The 19,350-nt window shown below is 61.6% G+C and carries 17 protein-coding genes; 12 read left to right on the plus strand and 5 right to left on the minus strand.

All coding sequences use genetic code 11. The annotated features are described in order from the left end of the window. The first annotated feature begins 4 nt into the window (after positions 1-4). The 10 genes from HYT87_09150 to ftsZ all read left to right on the plus strand — a co-directional run bounded on the left by HYT87_09150 (position 5) and on the right by ftsZ (position 12,159). The gene (locus tag HYT87_09150; protein MBI2059923.1) at positions 5-1,081 is read left to right on the plus strand and encodes a phospho-N-acetylmuramoyl-pentapeptide-transferase; all 1,077 of its coding nucleotides are present in this window, start codon (positions 5-7) and stop codon (positions 1,079-1,081) included. Between the two features lies 1 nt (position 1,082). Then, positions 1,083-2,597, plus strand: a complete 1,515-nt coding sequence (gene murD, locus HYT87_09155; GenBank protein ID MBI2059924.1) for a UDP-N-acetylmuramoyl-L-alanine--D-glutamate ligase — start codon at positions 1,083-1,085, stop codon at positions 2,595-2,597. A 38-nt stretch (positions 2,598-2,635) separates the two neighbouring features. Continuing rightward, positions 2,636-3,850, plus strand: coding sequence for a putative lipid II flippase FtsW (gene ftsW / locus HYT87_09160; protein ID MBI2059925.1), 1,215 nt, complete (start codon positions 2,636-2,638; stop codon positions 3,848-3,850). Continuing rightward, the gene (murG, locus tag HYT87_09165) at positions 3,732-4,835 is read left to right on the plus strand and encodes an undecaprenyldiphospho-muramoylpentapeptide beta-N-acetylglucosaminyltransferase (GenBank protein ID MBI2059926.1); all 1,104 of its coding nucleotides are present in this window, start codon (positions 3,732-3,734) and stop codon (positions 4,833-4,835) included. Before ftsW ends, murG begins: the two co-directional genes overlap by 119 nt. Then, entirely contained in the window at positions 4,823-6,250 is a 1,428-nt protein-coding gene (locus tag HYT87_09170) for a UDP-N-acetylmuramate--L-alanine ligase (GenBank protein MBI2059927.1), read from the plus strand. The genes murG and HYT87_09170 overlap by 13 nt, the downstream gene beginning before the upstream one ends. Beyond that, complete coding sequence (gene murB / locus HYT87_09175) at positions 6,240-7,208, plus strand: UDP-N-acetylmuramate dehydrogenase (protein MBI2059928.1); 969 nt, start codon at positions 6,240-6,242, stop codon at positions 7,206-7,208. Before HYT87_09170 ends, murB begins: the two co-directional genes overlap by 11 nt. Then, entirely contained in the window at positions 7,192-8,130 is a 939-nt protein-coding gene (locus HYT87_09180; protein MBI2059929.1) for a D-alanine--D-alanine ligase, read from the plus strand. The genes murB and HYT87_09180 overlap by 17 nt, the downstream gene beginning before the upstream one ends. 113 nt (positions 8,131-8,243) lie before the next feature. Further along, a complete protein-coding gene (locus tag HYT87_09185; protein MBI2059930.1) occupies positions 8,244-9,065 on the plus strand; it encodes an FtsQ-type POTRA domain-containing protein in 822 nt (273 codons plus the stop codon). A 2-nt stretch (positions 9,066-9,067) separates the two neighbouring features. Continuing rightward, positions 9,068-10,300, plus strand: a complete 1,233-nt coding sequence (ftsA, locus tag HYT87_09190; protein ID MBI2059931.1) for a cell division protein FtsA — start codon at positions 9,068-9,070, stop codon at positions 10,298-10,300. A 605-nt stretch (positions 10,301-10,905) separates the two neighbouring features. Further along, positions 10,906-12,159, plus strand: coding sequence for a cell division protein FtsZ (gene ftsZ / locus HYT87_09195; protein ID MBI2059932.1), 1,254 nt, complete (start codon positions 10,906-10,908; stop codon positions 12,157-12,159). A 294-nt stretch (positions 12,160-12,453) separates the two neighbouring features. Here ftsZ and HYT87_09200 read toward each other — a convergent pair whose 3' ends face one another. From HYT87_09200 to HYT87_09220, 5 genes are all read right to left on the minus strand, one after another. Then, complete coding sequence (locus HYT87_09200) at positions 12,454-13,146, minus strand: rhodanese-like domain-containing protein (GenBank protein MBI2059933.1); 693 nt, start codon at positions 13,144-13,146, stop codon at positions 12,454-12,456. 280 nt (positions 13,147-13,426) lie between these two features. Further along, on the minus strand, positions 13,427-14,857 hold the full coding sequence (locus tag HYT87_09205; GenBank protein ID MBI2059934.1) for an N-acetylmuramoyl-L-alanine amidase: 1,431 nt from the start codon (positions 14,855-14,857) through the stop codon (positions 13,427-13,429). Then, entirely contained in the window at positions 14,854-15,666 is an 813-nt protein-coding gene (locus tag HYT87_09210; protein ID MBI2059935.1) for a PD40 domain-containing protein, read from the minus strand. The genes HYT87_09205 and HYT87_09210 overlap by 4 nt, the downstream gene beginning before the upstream one ends. Before the next feature lie 108 nt (positions 15,667-15,774). Further along, positions 15,775-16,419, minus strand: a complete 645-nt coding sequence (gene thiE / locus HYT87_09215) for a thiamine phosphate synthase (GenBank protein ID MBI2059936.1) — start codon at positions 16,417-16,419, stop codon at positions 15,775-15,777. Between the two features lie 3 nt (positions 16,420-16,422). Then, positions 16,423-17,157 carry a ZIP family metal transporter gene (locus tag HYT87_09220; protein ID MBI2059937.1) on the minus strand — a complete coding sequence of 245 codons (735 nt, stop codon included), beginning with the start codon at positions 17,155-17,157 and terminating at the stop codon, positions 16,423-16,425. Between the two features lie 366 nt (positions 17,158-17,523). Between HYT87_09220 and HYT87_09225 the strand changes: the two genes are divergently transcribed. Together HYT87_09225 and HYT87_09230 are read left to right on the plus strand one after the other, a co-directional pair. Then, on the plus strand, positions 17,524-17,955 hold the full coding sequence (locus HYT87_09225; GenBank protein ID MBI2059938.1) for a c-type cytochrome: 432 nt from the start codon (positions 17,524-17,526) through the stop codon (positions 17,953-17,955). A 107-nt stretch (positions 17,956-18,062) separates the two neighbouring features. Beyond that, positions 18,063-19,277, plus strand: a complete 1,215-nt coding sequence (locus HYT87_09230) for a hypothetical protein (GenBank protein ID MBI2059939.1) — start codon at positions 18,063-18,065, stop codon at positions 19,275-19,277. The last annotated feature ends 73 nt before the right edge of the window (positions 19,278-19,350 follow it).

Consider the following 19,350-nt stretch of genomic DNA (forward strand, 5'->3'; position numbering starts at 1 on the left):
CGCCGTGCTGTACTACCTTTTCTTTCCGTTCCGGGACATCCACACGGTGTTCAACGTCTTCCGCTATATCACCTTCCGGACTTTTTGGGCGCTCATGACCGCGCTGATTCTGGGGTTCATCATCGGTCCGGCCCTCATCCGGAAATTTGCGGCGCTCAAGATCGGGCAGACCATCCGGCCGGAAGGGCCGCAGGGACACGCCTCGAAAGCCGGGACGCCCACGATGGGAGGCGCGCTCATCCTATCCGGAGCGATTCTCTCCGTGCTCCTGTGGACGAACGTGCGGAACGCCTATGTGTGGATTCTCCTCTTGGTCACGGCCGGCATGGGGTTGGTGGGGTTCCTGGACGATTGGTTGAAGTTGAAGCGTGGCGCCGCCCGAGGGCTTTCCGCGCGCGAAAAGTTTCTTTTCCAGTGCGTGGTGGCGGCTGCCGCCGCCTATTTCATTTTCCGACTGCCGAACTTCTCCACGGAGGTCTGGATCCCCTTCTTCAAGAACCTTCACCCGGACATCGGCCTCTGGTACCTGCCGTTCATGATGCTGATCATCGTGGGCACGGCGAACGCGGTGAATCTCACGGACGGTCTGGACGGACTGGCCATAGGACCGATCCTGGTGGCGTCGCTCGCCTTCGCGGTGTTCGCCTACGTGGCCGGCCACAGCCAGATCGCGGAGTACCTCCAGGTGCGTTTTGTGCGCGGGGGGGGGGAAGTGGCGGTTTTCTGCGGGGCCCTGTTCGGGGCGAGTTTGAGCTTCCTCTGGTACAACTCCTATCCGGCGCAGGTGTTCATGGGCGACGTGGGCTCGTTGGCGTTGGGCGGCGCACTGGGGGTGGTGGCGATCGTCAGCAAACAAGAGCTGTTGCTTCCCATTGTGGGCGGAATTTTCGTGGTCGAAACGCTCTCGGTGATCATCCAGGTGACGTCGTACAAATTGAGAAAAAAGAGGGTCTTCCGCATGGCGCCATTCCACCATCACCTCGAACTCAAAGGGTGGTCCGAGCCGAAAATCGTGGTCCGATTCTGGATCCTCTCCATCCTGCTCGCCGTGTTCGCCATGAGCACGCTGAAGGTCAGATAATTTGAAATCTCAAATCTCAAATCTCAAATCGGCCCGCGTGGCCGTTCTGGGCCTGGCCTCCACCGGGCGAGCGGTGTGCAGGTTCCTCCTAAGAGAGGGCGCCACGGTATTGGGACTGGACCAGAAGGATACCCTTCTCATGCAGGAAATCGTGAAACCCCTGGTGGAAGCGGGCGTGACCGTCCGTCTCGGTCCGCATCGCAGCGAGGATTTTCGGGGAGTGGATGTGCTGGTCCTGAGTCCCGGCGTGTCGATTTCTCATCCCACGATCAAGGAGGTTTCGAACCGGATCCCCGTCTGGAGCGAGATCGAACTGGCGTATCGCCATCTGAAGGCTCCGATCATCGGCGTGACAGGGACCAACGGCAAGAGCACGACCACGGTGCTCATCGGCAAGATCTTGGAAGCGGCGGGAAAGCGGGTCTTCACGGGCGGCAACCTCGGAACGCCCCTCATCGAAGCGGTCGGTGGCTCCTGGGATTGGATCGTCTGCGAAATCAGCAGTTTCCAGCTTGAGGCGATTCGGGAGTTCAGGCCGAAAATCGGCGTCTTTTTGAACATCACGGACGACCATCTGGACCGGCACAAGGATTTCAACGAGTATTTCGACGCCAAGAAACGATTGTTCGAACACCAACGAAGCGAGGATTTCGCCGTCATCAATCTGGATGATCCGCTGTTGGCGGATTGGGCCCGCGCATTGTCCGCCTCGCTCATCGGTACGAGCCGGCTTCGATCGACCTCGCCGGGCGCCTTCCTCCGGGGGGACGAGTTGGTGTACGGCGATACCCGTGTCGAGGAGAGCTATCCGCTGGCGGAAGCCAACCTCAAGGGCGTGCACAACATTGAGAACATGCTGGCTTCGATTGCGGCGGCCCGCCTCGCCTTCTGTCCGCCGGATGCGATCCGCTCCGTCCTGAAAACATTCCAGCCCCTTCCGCACCGGATGGAATGGGTGGGAGCGGTGAAGGGCGTCGACTTCTACGACGATTCCAAGGCCACCAACGTTGGCGCGGTGATTCGCGCCATCGAATCGATGACCCCCACGACGGGGGAAATGCCGCGGGAGGGCAGGAGCCCGGAGCGGCTGACCCGCAAAACGGTCTTGATCCTCGGCGGCCTCGACAAAGGTGGGGATTTCGGCCTGATCGCGAGTCAGTCCGATCGAATCCGCCATGCGGTCTTGATCGGCCAGGCCAGGCAGCGATTGGAAGAAGCATTGCGGGGCAGGGTGGAGACCTCCCCCGCCGGATCGATGGGTGAAGCGGTGCGGTCGGCGTGGAAATCCGCGGAAGAGGGAGATGCGGTGCTGCTTTCACCGGCGTGCGCGAGCTTCGACATGTTCAAAAGCTACAAGGATCGAGGTGAACAATTTTGTGAGGCCGTCAGGAAACTGGCGGCCGAAGTGTCCGCTTCAGGGCGGGAGGGGTCCCAGGCCCGGAAGACAGGCAGCAAGCCGAGCGATGGAGGGACGGCGAAGTCGCCAAAAGGGGTTTATGAAGCGCGCATGCATTGACCCCGCCTCGAACCCATCTCAGATCTCAAATTTCGAATTTGAGATCGCCGGAACGCGGCGGCGGACTCGACTGGCCGCTCGTGGTGGCCGTGGCCTCTCTCTGCATTCTGGGCGCCTTCATGGTCTACAGCGCGAGCTACTTCTACGCCCTCAAGAAATTCGAGGATCCGAGCTTCTTCTTCAAGAAACAGCTCCTCTGGCTGGCGGTGGGACTGATCTCGATGCTGGCGGCATCCCGGATTCGCCTGGAAACCTGGGGCCGACTCGCCGCGCCGCTTCTGCTGCTCAGTATCATCATGCTGGGACTGGTTCTCACGGGATTGGGCACGGAAGTCGGCGGCGGGCGCCGGTGGTTCCGGCTCGGGGGATTCAGTTTTCAGCCGGCCGAATTGGCCAAGTTCAGCTTGATTCTCTACATGGCCGGCTCCTTGCCGCGGAAAGAAGACTCCATGCGTAGTTTCCTGAAGGGCGTTCTGCCCTACCTGATCATCGGAGGACTCTGCGTCGTTCTCGTTCTGGCCGAGCCGGATTTCGGGATGGCCATGACCATGCTCGGGCTCGTGCTGCTCATGGTGTTCATCGCGGGGATGCGTTTCCGGTACGTGGCCATGACGGTCCTGGCGGCGGCGCCGATGGCCGTTTTTCTCGTCATGAAGCAGCCGTATCGCGTGAAGCGCGTCGTTTCCTTCCTCAACCCCTGGGAACACTACGAAGGGAGCGGGTTCCAACTGATCCAATCCCTTCTTTCGTTCATGGCCGGGGGGGGGGCGGGAGTCGGACTGGGCTCGGGCCGGCAGAAGCTGTTCTTTCTGCCCGAAGCACACACTGATTTTCTCCTGGCCGTGGTGGGGGAGGAGTTGGGACTGGTGGGCGTGTTGATCGTTCTCGGACTGTTCGGACTGATCCTGCACCGCGGTCTCCAGATCAGCCGGCGCGCGCCGGATGCGTTCACGTCGCTCCTGGCCACAGGGCTCACGCTGCTCATCGTGTTCCAGGCTATACTGAATGCAGGGGTTTCGGTGGGGCTTCTTCCGACGAAGGGAATGCCCTTGCCCTTCATGAGTTATGGGGGTACATCGATATGGGTCAATTTGATGGCCGCGGGAATTCTCCTCGGCATAGGCAGGAGATCCCATGAAACGGTTGTTGATCGCATGCGGGGGTACGGGGGGGCACCTGTTCCCGGCATTGGCGGTCGCGGAAAAATATGGGGAAGCCAGGGTCGGCTCCCCGGAGGGACACAGGGATCGTGAACTCTTGTTCGTCGGTGTAGAAGACAAAGTCTTCGAGAAAGTCCTCTCGAAGCAGGGCCTGCCCTATCGGACGATTTCCTCGGGCGCCCTGCACGGAGGGGGATGGCGGGGTCGACTCCGTTCGGTGCGCCGCATCGGGCGGGGCATAGGGGAGGCACGAAAGATTCTCCGTGAATTCGCCCCGGACGCGCTCCTCGGCATGGGCGGATTCGCCCAAGTCCCCACTTTTCTTGCCGCTCGATTGGCGGGAATCCCTTCGGCCCTTCATGAACAGAATGCGACCGCGGGGCGGGCCAATCTTCTCCTTTCGCGGCTCGCCGCACGGGTGTTCGTGTCGCATGACTCCGCCGTGAATCAGTTCCCGAAAGGCCGGGCCCTGTTCACCGGCCTTCCCGTCCGACGCTCCTTCTTCGAGTACCCGTCACCCGTCCCCCATCACCCGTCACCTTTCACGCTTTTTGTGCTCGGCGGAAGCCAGGGAGCCTATTTTCTCAACCGGTTGATGGCGGACGTACTGCCGAAACTCGGAAGTCTGGCGGCCCGATTCCGATTCATTCACCAGACAGGGGAGGGTGACTACTCTTTCGTGGCGGATGCGTACCGGGCCGCGGGGGTTCGGGCGGAGACCGCCCCATTTTTCCACGACGTGGATCGTCGCCTCCGGGAAACTCATTTGGTCCTCGCCCGCGCCGGGGCCTCATCCGTGGCCGAATTCTCCGCCGCCGGCCGCGGCGCCGTACTCGTGCCGTATCCATTCGCCGTGAAGGATCACCAATTCGCCAATGCCAGGGCGTTGGAATCGGCGGGCGGGGCGCAGGTCTTTCGCCAGAGCGAGATGACCGCCGACAAGATGGCCAACATTCTCGCGTATTTTCTGGAGAAGCCTGAAAAGGCCGTGGAGATGGGGACAAACGCAGCGAAGCTGGCCCGCCCGGACGCCGCGAAGCGGGTTTGCGAAGAACTTGAAAAACTATGTCTGAATTAGCCGGCGCAACCGATACGGCCTACCCCCGCATCCGTCGGGTCCACATGATCGGCGTGGGCGGGAGCGGCATGAGCGGAATCGCCGAAGTCTTGTTGACCCACGGTTATGACGTGAGCGGGTCGGACGCGAAGTGGACCTCCGTGACCGAGCGGTTGGAGAAGATGGGGGTGAAAGTTTCGATCGGTCATCAGGCGGAGAACGTGAAAGATGTGGACGTGGTGGTCTTTTCTTCCGCCGTGGCGCCGGACAATCCCGAAGTGTCCGAGGCCCGGCAGCGGGGAATCCCGGTGATTCCGCGGGCGGAAATGCTGGCGGAAGTCATGCGCATGAAATACGGCATCCTCGTGGCCGGCGCGCATGGAAAGACGACCACGACCTCCCTTTTAGCCCATCTCCTCACCGAGGCGAAGTTCGACCCCACCGTGGTCATCGGGGGCCGTTTCCTCTCGTGGGGAGGGGGCGCGAAGCCCGGCCGCGGGAAATTCGTCGTGGCGGAGGCGGACGAAAGCGACGGCTCTTTCCTTAAGCTCAGTCCGACGATCGCCGTGGTGACGAATGTGGACCGCGAGCACATGAATCACTACCGCACGATGGGCCGGCTGAAGACGGCATTTCTGGAATTCATGAACAAAGTGCCGTTTTTCGGGCTCTGCGTGGTCTGCACCGAGAATCCAATTCTCCGGAAGCTCAGACCCAAAATCCAGCGCCGGGTGGTCACCTACGGTTGCAAACCCAAAGGGGACAGCTGGGCCAGGAAGATCACGTTCGACGGTGGCCGCAGCTCCTTCGAGGTCATGCTGGGGAAGGAGTCTCTGGGGCCATTCGAGGTCCCGCTCATCGGATACCACAACGTACTCAATTCCCTTGGCGCACTCGCCACCGCCCGGGAGCTCGGCATCCCGGTGGAAACCGCGCGGGCGGCTCTGAAGACTTTTCCCGGTGTGCACCGGCGGTTTGAAGTGAAGGGGGTCCACCACGATGTCATGATCGTGGACGACTACGGCCACCACCCACAGGAAATCCGCGTGACTCTGCGCGCCGCCCGTGAGAGCTGGCCGAAGCGGCGGCTCGTGGTGGCTTTCCAGCCGCACCGCTACTCGCGCACCCAGGATTTATTCGAGGAATTCATGGTCTCGTTTGGGGACGCGCATGAACTTTTTGTCGCCGACATCTACTCGGCCGGCGAAACGGCCATCGAGGGCGTACACGCCTCCAAATTGGTGGAAGGCCTCAAGGCAAAAGGATTCGACCGAGCGCACTACCACGCCGACCGCCGGCAGATGACGGAGGAGATCGCGAGGCTCCTCCGGCCCGGAGATCTCTTTCTCACCCTCGGGGCGGGGGATATCTGGATGGTGGCCGAAGAAATCATCCACCGGCTGACCCAGGAAGGAGAGCAGGCCCGTGTCGCTTAATGCCGAAACGCGCGCCGTGTTGAAGGAGACGCTCAAAAGCGATGTGGAGTTCGAGGCCTCCATGGCGAAGTGCACCACCTTGCGCGTGGGCGGGCCGGTCGATGCCATGGTCCACCCCCGATCCATCGATCAGGTCCAGTGGCTCCTGTCGTTCTGCAAGGCGCGGGGCGTTCCGTATTGGGTCAAAGGCCGCGGCTCGAATATGCTTGTCCTTTCCAAAGGCATTGAGGGCGTCCTCATCGATTTCACCGAGGGGATGTCAAAGATCAAACGGCTGGCCGGAAACCAGGTGTACGCGGAGAGCGGGGCCAACATCACGAAGCTCCTCGATTTCTGTCGGAAAGAAGGACTGGGTGGAGTGGAGTTCATCACGGGGACGCCGGGCACGGTGGGCGGCGCGCTGTTCATGAATGCGGGTGCGAACCAGGGCGAGATGAAGGACATCGTGCGCGAAGTGACGCTGGTGAACGGAACGGGCACGGTGGCGCGGAAGCGGCGCGAGGAGATCGGGTTCCGGTATCGCGCGAGCGGACTCGCGCCGGGGACGGTTGTCCTGGGCGTGACCTTTTCGCTCACCCCCAGGAAGCCCGAGGAGATCCGCAGCACCATCAACCAACTGATCAAGGAACGCCGCGCCAAGGAGCCGAAAGGCCATCCCAGCGCGGGATCGATTTTCAAGAATCCGCCCGGAGACTACGCGGGGCGGCTCATCGAGGCCTGCGGGCTGAAAGGCACTCGACTGGGCGGCGCCATGGTTTCCCGGGAACATGCCAATTTCATCGTGACCACGGGCGATGCGAGCGGGGACGACGTTCTCGCGCTCATCCGCGACATTCGCGGGACCGTGAAGGAGAAAACCGGGATTCTCCTGGAGCCGGAGGTACAGATCGTGGGCCGACCCGAGCGGCAGGACCTGGAGGGGTTCATGGAGGAACTGAGTCGTGAAAGGAAAACATAAATACCAGGGGAAGAGAGTCGGCGTCGTCATGGGTGGCGCCAGCACGGAGCGGGAGATCTCGCTCAAGACCGGCGCCGCGGTGGCCGACGCCCTCGAAACGGAGGGTTTCAAAGTCGTCCGCGTGGTGGATCAGGCCAACCTGCTCGACGCGGTCAAGCAGAAGAAATTCGACGTCGCTTTTCTCGCGTTGCACGGGCGCTGGGGAGAGGATGGAACCGTGCAGGCGATTCTCGAGTACGCCGGAATTCCGTATACGGGCTCGGGGGTGCTGGCCAGTGCGCTGGGCATGAACAAGCTCCGATCGCGGCTTCTCTTCGAGAAGGCCGGCCTGCCCACGCCGCGCTGGTTCTCCCTGAACGGCTCGTCCGGCGGCCGGGTCCCCGAAGACGCCCCTTTCCAATACCCGTGGGTGGTGAAGCCGAATGGCGAGGGTTCCAGCGTGGGCGTGAACCTTGCCCGCTCACGGAGCGAGGCGGGCCGCGCGATCGACGAGGCCTTCCGGCACGACCACACGGTGCTCGTGGAGAAATTCGTCCCGGGCCGCGAAGTTTCCGTGGGCATTGTCAGCGATGCGCCGCTGGGCGCGGTGGAGGTCGTTCCCCGCGATGAGTTCGCGACCTACAAGGCTAAGTACACGGCCGGGATGGAGACGTTCTTCTGCCCGCCGCGGCTGCCCCGGCGGCTCGTCGAGGATATTCTGGAACTCGGGTGGAAAGCCCACGGAGCGGTCGGAGCGAACTACTACAGCCGAATCGACATGCGTGTCACGGAAGAGGGACGGCCGTTTATCTTGGAAATCAACACACTACCGGGGCTGACGCCCACGAGCTGGCTCCCGAAAATCGCCCAGCGGGTGGGGATCTCGTACCGAGGTCTCGTCCGGCTGATCCTCGCTTCCGCGTCCTTGAAGGCGGCCGGATGATCGGACGATGAGGATTTGTTCTGGACCCCCCATCCTGATCTTCCCCCATAAGGAGGGAAGGGAGGAGAATTACCCCCTCCCCCTCGACGAGGGAGGGTGGGGGTGAACACTCGATGAAGATCAACAAGCGGCTTCGCAGCGGTGGATCCCGAATCCGCGGATTCTCCAGGGCCGTGACCGGATTCTTCGCCCGGGTGGCGGAAATCCCCCACGTGGGATCCATCCTGCTGGGCGCCTTCGTCGCGGGGATTCTGACGGCTCTCGCGGGCCAGGTCTTCGTCCTGAAGCGGGTGGTCGTGGAGGACACCGGGGGGTTCGAATCCAACCAGGTCGTGGGCTGGGCCGGACTCCACGGCGGAGAGAATTTGCTTTTCCTTGACCTACAAGATGTGGTAAAAAGGCTGGAAGCACAGCGATGGATCGCGGACGTGCGCATATGGAAAGTGTGGCCTCATACCCTCCGGGTTCGCCTCAATCGGAGAACCCCGTTCGCTCTCCTTTCCACATCTCAAGGCCTGGTGGCCGTTGATTCGGAAGGAAAACGTCTCGGAGGGGTGGAGGAAAACTCTCCTGGATTTCGCCTCCAAGGATTGGCCCTTCCGGAGTCCGGAACATTCGACGATCCGCGCTGGAAGGAAATTGTGATGCTTGCGACCCGAATTTCGAGCGCCCCGGATCTCGCGGGAGATCGTGTCGATACGGTGGCCGTGACTCCCGGTCGACTGGAATTCCAGACGTCCCGGTTTCGGATGGTATTTGCCGCGGGCCGCGCGGATGAGGGCTGGAAGACGTTTGAGAAATTCAGAACGGCGTACGGCTCGGAACGGCTGGATGAATTCCAGGTGTTTGATTTGACGATTGCGGATCGCGTGATTACGCGTCCAACACCCATTAAGCAAGGCTCCCCCGGGCCTCTCACTTCCACCCAAGGCTGACGATGGCGCGCGGAGATATTGTCGTCGGACTCGATATCGGTACCACGAAGATTTGCGTGGTGGTGGGCGAGGCGACGGAGTCGGGTACGGATATCATCGGCGTGGGCGACCACCCCTCCCGGGGCCTCCGCAAGGGCGTGGTGGTGAACATCGACAACACCGTCGAATCCATCAAGAAGGCGGTGGCCGAGGCCGAGTTCATGGCCGGGTGCGAAATCAACACCGTCTTTGCGGGCATCGCCGGCGGGCACGTCAAGAGCTTCAACAGCACGGGCGTGATCGCCATCAAGGACCGTGAGGTCAAAACAGTGGACATCGACCGGGTCGTGGAAGCGGCCAAGGCGGTGGCCATTCCCATGGACCGTGAAGTCATCCACATTCTCCCGCAGGAGTTCATCCTCGACGGACAGGCCGGGTTGAAGGATCCGGTCGGCATGTCGGGTGTACGCCTGGAGTCGAAGGTCCATATCATCACGGCGGCCGTGACCTCGGCCCAGAACATCATCAAGTGCGCGAACAAGGCGGGGCTGGACGTGAGCGACATCATCCTTCAGCAGCTCGCAAGTTCCGAGGCCATCCTTACGCAGGATGAGAAAGACATGGGTGTGGCGATCCTGGATATCGGGGGGGGGACGACCGATATCGCCGTTTTTGCGGACGGCTCGCTCAAATACACGTCGGTGCTCAATCTCGGCGGCGACCACGTCACGAACGACATCGTGGTCGGGCTGCGCACGCCGGCCCACGAGGCGGAAAAGATCAAGGAAAAGTACGGGTGCGCGCTGTCGAGCCTCATCACGAAGGACGAGAACATCGAGGTTCCCGGCGTGGGCGGGCGCAAGTCACGGCAGGAGAGCCGGAAGTTTCTGACGGAAATCATCGAGCTGCGAATGGAAGAGGTGCTCGAACTGGCGTTTCGGGACCTCGAGAAAGCCGGATTCGGGGAGACCTTGACGGCCGGGGTGGTGATCACCGGCGGCGGTTCCATGCTGGAGGGATGCGTGGAGCTGGCGGAGAAGGCGTTCAACATGCCGGCTCGCAGGGGAATTCCTGAGAAAGTCGGCGGACTCTCGGATGCCGTGAAACATCCGAAGTACGCCACGGGCGTCGGCCTGGTGCAACTGGGAGGCGGATCGAGCAAGCGCAATCAGTTCCGCATCAGGGATGAGGAGATCTTCGACAAGGTCAAAGCAAGGATGCGAGAATGGTTCAAGGGGATAAAAGACTACTTTTGACCCCCAGGACGGGGGAAATGCCGCGAGAGGGCAGGAGCCCGGAGCGGCTGAGCGAGAAGCAGGCGGAACTTTTCCAAGAGGGGTCAAGTTCCGGTTCGACGGAGGCGGCTGGTCCCACCGGATCTGCCGTGGCCATTGCGTCAGAGCCGTCGAATTCCGATACGCAGATAGGAGGGCCAAATTCCCTGAGCGCGGCGGAGGAACCCGCCGGTGCATCGGGGCCAGTACGGTCCGGTACTTGCCAAGAAGAGCCGCTCCAGAGTGGGCGGCTAGAGGAGGAAAGTGCAGGGCCAATTGAGGAAACCGTAGCGGCAGAGCCGGGAGATTCGGCGACGACCCACACGCCAGAGATGGCCGCCGAGGGTCAGTCGCCGGAAGCTCCGGCCTCCGACGGATCCTCCGAATCCACCTCCACGCTGGGGGAAACGTTTCTTCTCCAATCCTTGGAGCAGGAGTCGAATCCCTCCACACCGGAGGAAGCGCTCCTTGCCGAAGAGGGCGAGGAAGCATTGCAAAGGAGGCCTTCTATGGAAGAGCAAAAAGGGACAACGGAGAAAGCGGCCGCCGCCGAATCGGCTCCCTCGACTGAAACCCCGGAGACGAGCATGTTCAAACTGGCGGAAGAGGAACCCACGTTCGGCGCGAAGATCAAAGTCTTTGGCGTCGGCGGGTGCGGCTGCAACGCCATCAAGAACATGTTCCAGTCCCATGTCCGTGGAGTGGAACTGATCGCGGCCAATACGGACGCGCAGCATCTTGAGAAACGGGCGAAAGCGGACAAGAAAATCCAGCTTGGTCCGGGATCCACGCGTGGACTCGGCGCGGGCGGCGATCCCGAGCGGGGAAAGACGGCCGCGCAGGAAAGCCGCGAAGAGATCCGGAAGGTGCTCGAAGGCGCGGACATGGCTTTCATTACGGCCGGCATGGGCGGCGGCACCGGCACCGGCGCAGCGCCCGTGGTCGCCCAGATCGCCAAAGAAATGGGAATCCTGACCGTAGGCGTGGTGACCCGCCCCTTGGCCGATGAGGGCCCGCGGCGCCAGAAGCACGCCGAAGAAGGCCTCCGCGAGATGCGGAACTACACCGACACCATCATCGTCATCCCGAACCAACGGCTTCTCGCCGTGGCGGGAGACCGGGATCTGCGCGAAGCGTTTAAGAAGGCGGACGACGTCCTGATCAACGCCGTGCGCGGGATCTCGGACATCATCACCGTACCGGGACTGGTGAACCGGGATTTCGCGGACATCAAGAGCGTGATGCAGGAAATGGGTCTGGCCATGATGGGCATCGGACTTGCGCAGGGCGAGAATCGCGCGAAGGAAGCGGCGGAATTCGCCATCTCCAGCCCGCTGCTTGAAGACGTGTCCATCCAGGGCGCGAAGGCCATCTTGGTGAACTTCACGGGCTACTCGATGACGCTCAACGAGGTGCATCAGGCCATTGATTACATCCGCCAGCAGGCCGGCGATCAGGCCCACCTGCTGTGGGGTGCCGTCTACAACAAGAACAAGAAGTTCAAGGACACCCTGCGCGTGACGGTGATCGCCACGGGCTTCGGCACCACGAAGCGCGAGGAAACAACCGCTCGAACGGGGAACGTGCGCGAGCTGAGCGACTACGACAGCCCGACGTGGCTCCGGCGGAAACGCCAGGAGAAACCCGAGACAGCGGAGAAGGAGGTCGAACCCCTACCGCCCGCACCGCAGCAGGCGGCCAGTGTGAATGCGAGCGCAAAAGCGGCGGCGGCGAAAACCGCGGCGGGCTACGGCGGCGTGACCATCCACGAGCGGTCGCGCGTGGAGACCACGGACGAGGACTACGACATCCCGACCTTTCTGAGACGCCGCCCGGACTGAACCGCGACCGGTTTTCGGATTTGTACTGGGCTCTGTTTGATAACGTGTTGGACCGGTAGGCGCAGGCTTCAGCCTGCGTCCGAAGACGCACCCGTAAAGGGTGCGGCTACCAAGAGAGGCGCCCCGGCAATGATGGGGTTTTCAAACAGAGCCTAGCTGCCCGAGTAGCCGAGCCTTACCTGGCCGAGGACGGCCTGGTACTGCGATATGAAGGCCGGCCATGGATGGCCGGCGATAAGCGCTGTAAGGCTCGGCTACAAAGCGTGAGGGATTCGGCGAAGGTCAGCTCCTGAGTCAGTACCTGGGCACCGTCGGGTCAACCTCCGCGGACCAGGCTTCAATACCGCCGGTCATGCTGCGCACGTTCGTGAATCCGTGCCCGGCGAAGTAGGACGCAGCATCCAAGCTCCGAATTCCGTGGTGGCAGTGGAAAATGATGGGTGTGTCTTTGGGCCAGCTCTCCATCATTTCCTGCGCAAGCTCCCGTGTGAGGAGAACGGAGCCGTCGATGGCGGCCATGCGCCGCTCGTGCTCGTCGCGGACGTCCACGAGCTTGATGGCCGACCCTTGCTTGAGCAGTTGGGCGGTGTCCGATGCGCTGACCCGCATCTGCTTCTCGCCATCTTCGCTCTTCAGGATAAAACTCATCACTTCCTGCATGTCCGTCACGCCGTGGTTGGCCATGACGTCCTTGAGCGTTTCGCTCTCCTCGTATCCGCAACTGCTGCATCCTCCAACGTGATACTTCTGGAATAGCGCCCGCTGCGCGCTCGGAAATCGCGAGAGGAGATCTCCCATCGTCATGTCCGCCGTGAGCGCTCCATCCGCCGTAGATCCGCCGTTCGGGCGTGACGGAGGGTTCTCAGGTGGCTTTAGCATGATCGTGGATTCACTCCCGAGATGTTCAACCGATGTGGTGACTTCGCTGGGAAGCACAACCGGCTTCCCGAGCGAAGCGATTTTCGAAACCAACGTTCCTAACCCCATATGGACCTCTCTTTCCAGTCGAATGCCTTTATATGTGGACTAACACGGTCCATAGTATCAATGATGCGATACGCTCGCAATGGGATGACGGGTCGATCCTTGAGTTGAGAGCGTCCAACAGAATGCGTAGGGGAGGGTCTTCAGACCTTCCCGACAAGAGGGAGCAAGCAAGTAGGGGAGGGTCTTCAGACCCTCCCGACAAGAGGGAGCATCTGAAGATGCTCCCCTACGAATCGGCATTCTGCTAGAGGCTCTATACTTCGACGGCTGCTATCGAGGCTCAGCCCCGATAGGAAGATGAGCGGCGACGGAGGAAGGAGCGAGCGGCGAGGAAGGCCATTGCGAGGAGGCCGGGAGGGAGGCCGGAGGCGGATGGCGAAGGGAGGGATGTACAGCCGGGCGAGTCGGGAGGAGGGGGTGGGGTTCCGGGGTCACCGGACAAAGGATTGAAGGTTACGGTCACGGATTCGGCACCTTTGTTGCCGGCCGCGTCCCAAGCTTCGGCGGTGATCTTGTTGCTGCCTGTTTGGAGCTTGACGGATGCGGCGAACTTGCGGCCCTCGGTGAGCGTGACATCCACCCCGTTCACCAAAGCCCGGGTGACTGAAAGGTTATCCGTCACTTCGCCGGACACGGTGATCTCCGCCTGATTCGTCGTGGCGCCGTCGGCGGGGAAAGCGATGCTGATGTCCGGTGCTTCCGTGTCCGATGGGGGGGGCGGTGGCGGTGGAGGCGGCGGCTCTTCGATTTTGGCCAGGCCGATGCTGCCCCACGTGGTTTGGCCTGCGACCACGGTTCGACTCAGGCTCCCTGCTTGGTATCCCGTGGCCACGGCGGTGACGGTGTAGTCGCCGGGGGACAACGAAAATGTATATACGCCGTTCAGATCCGATTGCGAGGAGACGTTGGAGATCAACGTTACGTCCGCATTGGGAATGCGAGCACCCGTTCCCAGGGATGAGTCGTAAATCATGCCCGTCAATGTTCCCGTGGATGGCGGCGGCGGGGGTGGCGGGTCGTCGGGTGGCGGTGGAGTGACCGCCGAAGGGTCGTAGTCGGCCATTCCGTAGTGATTCTGAATCCCGTGCAGGTGGGCTCGCGCCGCCTCCTGTCTCTTGGCGGGATCGTTCAGGTAGACGAAATCTCCTGCATTCGAAACAAAGGCCAACTCGTGCAACTCCGCAGGCATGGCCGTTTCGCGGAGGACGTGAAAGTTGGCCGTCAGATTGCCGCGGTCGCGCAACGGCCAATGCTTCATGGCCTCGGCGTGAACGTCGTTGCGGAGCCGGGCCCCCGTGCCGCCTTCGGAATAGGAGAAGGTGGAGATGCCGTTCGCGGAAGGATCGGAGAAACTGTTGGTATGGATGGAAAGGAAACGATCCGCGCCGATGGAGTTGGCGTAGTCCGTCCTCGAAGAGAGGCTGACGAAGACGTCCGTCTCCCTCGTCATGGTGACCTGCCAGTCGCCGCCGCCGCGGGTGTCGTCCGTGTCGCTCTTCAGGAGATCCCGGAAGCGTTCGGAGACATCGAGATTGATGAGTGCCTCTTTCAACCCGTTCGATACGGCGCCCGGGTCCGTTCCGCCGTGCCCGGCGTCTATGACGACTTTGGGCGAAGCCGCCCAGGCTTGGTTGGTGAGGAGTGAGGTATGAGGGGTGAGTAGAAAGACCAGGAACGAGGAACCAGGAACCAGGAACCGGCGGAGGATCATTTGGAAACCAGGTCGCCCACGTAGATGACGCCCTCGGCGTCAAAGACCAGTGCCTTCATATCGGGTGAAGGCGCCGGTCGCTGCTCGAGCCGGTCTTTCGTGAACGTGAGCCGGATGCGGCCGAGTTTTTTCAGGTCCTGTACGAACAGGTCGGCGGAGAGGAGGTTCCTCCCATCGTCCGTCGATACGTCGAAGAAGACCAAATCGGAATCCGGCGAGAAGGCCGGGTGATTGCCTCGACCCAGGTTCAGCGTCCGGCCCGATGCCGGTTCATGAACGAAGAGGCCCGAGGCCAGCCCTTGGTACAGTACTTTGGATCCATCAGGCGAGAGCATCGGCGCGAAGAACTTGTCACCGCCCCGAGTGATCTGAATCGCAGGTGTCTTTGCTTGAATTATGAAGATTTCGTCCGATTCGGCGTAGACCTCCGTGCCGCCGCTCCGCGAGGGCGCCCGGAAAGTGGGAATCGTATGTAACGCGTTTCCCTGGAGGTCGATGGCGCGCAGCTTCTCGCTGCCCGCCCCGGGGAAGGATGTGATGAGGGCGCGGCTGTCGTTCGACCAGATCGGGCGGAACCCGGCCCAAGGGTCGCTCGTGAGTTGACTCAGTGTCCCTCCCGCGAGCGGCGCGACAAACAGGCCCCTGTATTTGAAGCCGGAGAAGGCGATTTGTTGGGCGTCGGGCGACCACGACGCGGCCATGTACTCGCCGCGAGCGAACTCCCGGATGTTGGATATCGAAATCGAATCCGCCCAACTTGCGGTGGCGGCTACGAAAACGCTTGCGAGGAGCCGAACCAACGTTTTCATCTTGGACTGTGGAGGAGCAACTGAGATGCCAACTTTGATAGACAAGTAATTTCAATGCATTAAGAGCAACCCTTTCAAAGTGAGATTTCAGATTGAAAGGATCGTCCCCTAATCGGGACGTTTGCATCTCTCCAGCCACAAGCGAGCGTTTGACTCCACCTTCCCGCCCTCGATGGCACCGGCGATGGAGCAGACCATGGCGGGACGGGCAGCTAACACGGAGTCAAGGCTCTGAAAAGTGATCCCGCCGAGCGCAACCACCGGCAACCTGACCGTGCCCACCGCTTCGCGAAGGGCTTCAACGCCTGTTACGGGGTCGGGGTTGGGCTTGCTGCGAGTGGCGAAGACGGGACCGAACCCGATGTAATCGACCGGATCGCCGAGCGCCATTCTCGCCTGGCGCAGGTTGTGCGTGGACAGTCCGATCACGGCCTTCGGCCCCAAGATCTCTCTTGCCTCGGCCGGCGGCAGGTCGTCTTGTCCCACGTGCACGCCTTCGGCCCCCACGTCCCTCGCGATTTCCACGAAGTCGTTGATGATGAAAAGACGGTCGCGAGGAATCAGCGGCCGGATCTCTTGAGCGATCTTCCTCGCATCGTGCTCCTCCAGACCCTTCATTCGAAGCTGGATGATCGGGCAGCCCGCGCGAACGTAGGCCTCGGCGATTTCCCGGAAGGAAAGTGAAGGATCGGGATACGGATCGATAATGGCGTAGAACCCGCGGAGGGGCGGCCGGGAAGGGGCGGGGGGCATGGCTCAGGAGCGCAACAGCCGGACGCCGCCCATCATCACCAGACCCGCCAGGAAGAGAAAGATATGGAGGGCGCGGGAATCCTTGGCCTCATGAATTTCGGGGATGAGGTCGGAGATGCCGATGTGGAGGAAGATACCGCCTGAGAAGGCCAGAAGCGCCGGGAGCAGGGCTGCACCCGCGAGATCCGAGGGGATCCCTGCGGCTACGGCGCCGAGGGGGATCATCGCCACGAACAGGAGGTTTGTCCACACGACCTTCGTCCAAGTGAAGTGCTCGCGCAGGAGGAGGCTCGTGAGCGAAAAAGCCTGCGGTGCATGGTGGGCCAGAATCCCCAGGAAGACGGCAAAACCGAGGCCCGTGGCGGGCAGCATCATGCTGGAGCCGAGGGCCAGACCGTCCGAGAAGGAATGGATCGAGAGGCCGACGAAGGCGGGGTAGCCCAGCACGTGCGTTTCACAATCGGGCTCCTCGCACGGATGCACCATGAAGAACCTCTCCAGGACGTAGATCAGACTGAAGCCGGCAATGAAGAACAGTCCGGCCTTGGCCGCGAGCGAGTCAAACACTTCGGGTACGATATGGAAGAAGGTGAGTCCGAGAAAAACGCCCGCGCTCAGGCTCAGGCTTCGGGTTCGCCATCGCGTGCCGGGTCTCCGCCGGAGGAGTGCGAGACCCATGGCCACGGAGATCATGATGAGGATCGTGTAGAGGGAAAGGCGGGCCAATGAGAGGGACATGCGTCTCCCATTATGAAGTTTGATCGCTTCGGCGTCCACTCACCCGCTTTGTATTCCGATGCCCGGGACCCTGCCCTCTTTTTGGAGAAGACAGCCGGACGCCAAAATGGTGTATTTCGGATTTGCCGGTTGGGGCCTTGCGAGAATGGTTAGGGCTGGTTTCCCCTCGCGGATCACTCTCGGAGAGCAGCTCAGATCGGTAATTCTTCACCGCGTCGTCCGGTCCTCCGAATCTCGCCATGCCCTTCGCAATCCATCGTGGGCCGTCATCCGCCCGCGGCACCTGGGCACACGCCAAGGTATTGATACGCGTCATGGAGGACGGCGTTCCGGCCTGATATCGTGCATTCAAAGAAGGAGGCCTCGATGGTTCGACACGTCTTCCTCGGAGTGATCCTCTCCGCGTTCCTGATCCCGGTCCTTCCCTCAGTGGCGCGTGCCGCCGGAGGGAAAGACCTTTTCCTCGAAAAGAAATGCGACAAGTGCCACTCCGTTGCGTCCGAAAAGATTGAGAAACAGGTGAACAAGAAAACGGGAAAGAAAAAGAAGGGACCCGACCTGTCGGGCGTGGGCCTCGACCATGATGCGGACTGGCTGACGAAGTTTGTGAAGAAGGAAATCGAAGCCGAGTCCGTTTACGACAAGACCAAGAAAGTGAAGCACAAAAAGAAGTTCAAAGGGACGGACGCCGATCTGAAGTCGCTCGTCCAGTATTTGGCCGGTTTGAAGACGAAGGTGGAAGTCAAAGAAGAAGCCGGAGGGGAAGAGGACGAGGAGGAAGGCGAGGAGAAAGACTGACCCGCTTCTTACTATAGAGGCTAAGCCTCGATAGCTACTATCGAGGCTTAGCCTCGAAGACCAGAGACGACCCTCCCTGGAGGATGGGGGGGAGGAGGTGACACGTGATGAGTTGGGGAATCATCTTGGTGTTCGCCTTGGGGGCGCATGGATCCGGTTCATTCGAACTCAGCCGGGAGTGTACGGAGTGCCACACCGGCATCTACGGTTCAGACTGGAGCGGCTCCATGCACGCCCGCTCCTACACAGATCCGCTTTTCCAAAACCAATTCAAAGAGGTCTCCAAGCCCGAGGAACGCCGGATCTGTTTGGGTTGTCACGCCCCGCTTGCCATCTACGATCGTGATCCGCAACTCACGAAGGCCACGACACGCGAGGGAGTGAGCTGCGATTTCTGTCACACCGTCTCCGCACTCCTGCCGATCGCCTTCGATCAACCCCTGCGATTCGTCCTCGCGCCGGGCGAGGTCAAGCGGGGGCCCTTCAGCGCGGGGGAGATGATCGAGAAAGGCCACAAGAACGAACGATCGTCCCTCTTCAGGGACTCGGCCTTCTGCGCGGGATGTCACGAGGTCGTCAACCGGCTGGGCCTTCACGTCATGAGTACCTTCAGCGAGTGGAGCCAGAGCGTCTATGCGGCCCAGCGGATCGCCTGCCAGAACTGCCATCTGCCGCAAGACATCCGGTTCCCGACGGTGGACCCCTCCACGGCCGTGACTCCCCGATCCGCCACCTCCCACTCCATGCTCGGGGGACACTCGGCGCTCCAGCTCCGCGGCGCGGGAATGCTGGCTCTAAGGGCGTACGTCATCGGCTCGGTGGTCGACGTATCGGTGGACGTCACGAACGTCGAGGCCGGTCACTTCCTGCCGACCGGATTGCCGTCCCGCAAAGTGGTCCTCAAGGTGGGGCTGTTCGACGAGAAGGAAGCCATGATTCAGGAAAAAGAGATTGAGTACAAACGGGTGTTGGGCGATACGCAAGGCCGACCCATTCCATCCGGCAAAATCCTGGACCTCTTCCTGAATTCATCGAGCGTCGTTTCCGATACCCGAATTCCTCCAAAGGAAACTCGCCAGGAGCGAATTCGATTTGAGACCTCGCGATTTCGGCGGCCCCGCGTAGCCGTGGCGACCCTGGAATACCGGCTCGAGCCCGGACCCCCCGATCGGCCGTTCCCACCGCTTCGGTTGGCCGAGCAAAGGATGGACCTCCCGCTGCGGCCCGCCGCGGGCCGGTACTACATGCTGGCCCTCTTTGTCCTGGCCCTCGCCGGGGCCCTCTGGTTCATGGCCCGGCGGCGCACCGAAGGGAGCGGGTAGCCTCCACCCGCGCGGGCCCCGATGCGGAACCGCTCAGTATTGATTGACAGCCGTGGGCCCAGGCGGAAGAATG

Source organism: Nitrospirota bacterium (assembly GCA_016180645.1).
Classification (GTDB): Bacteria; JACPQY01; JACPQY01; order JACPQY01; family JACPQY01; genus JACPAV01.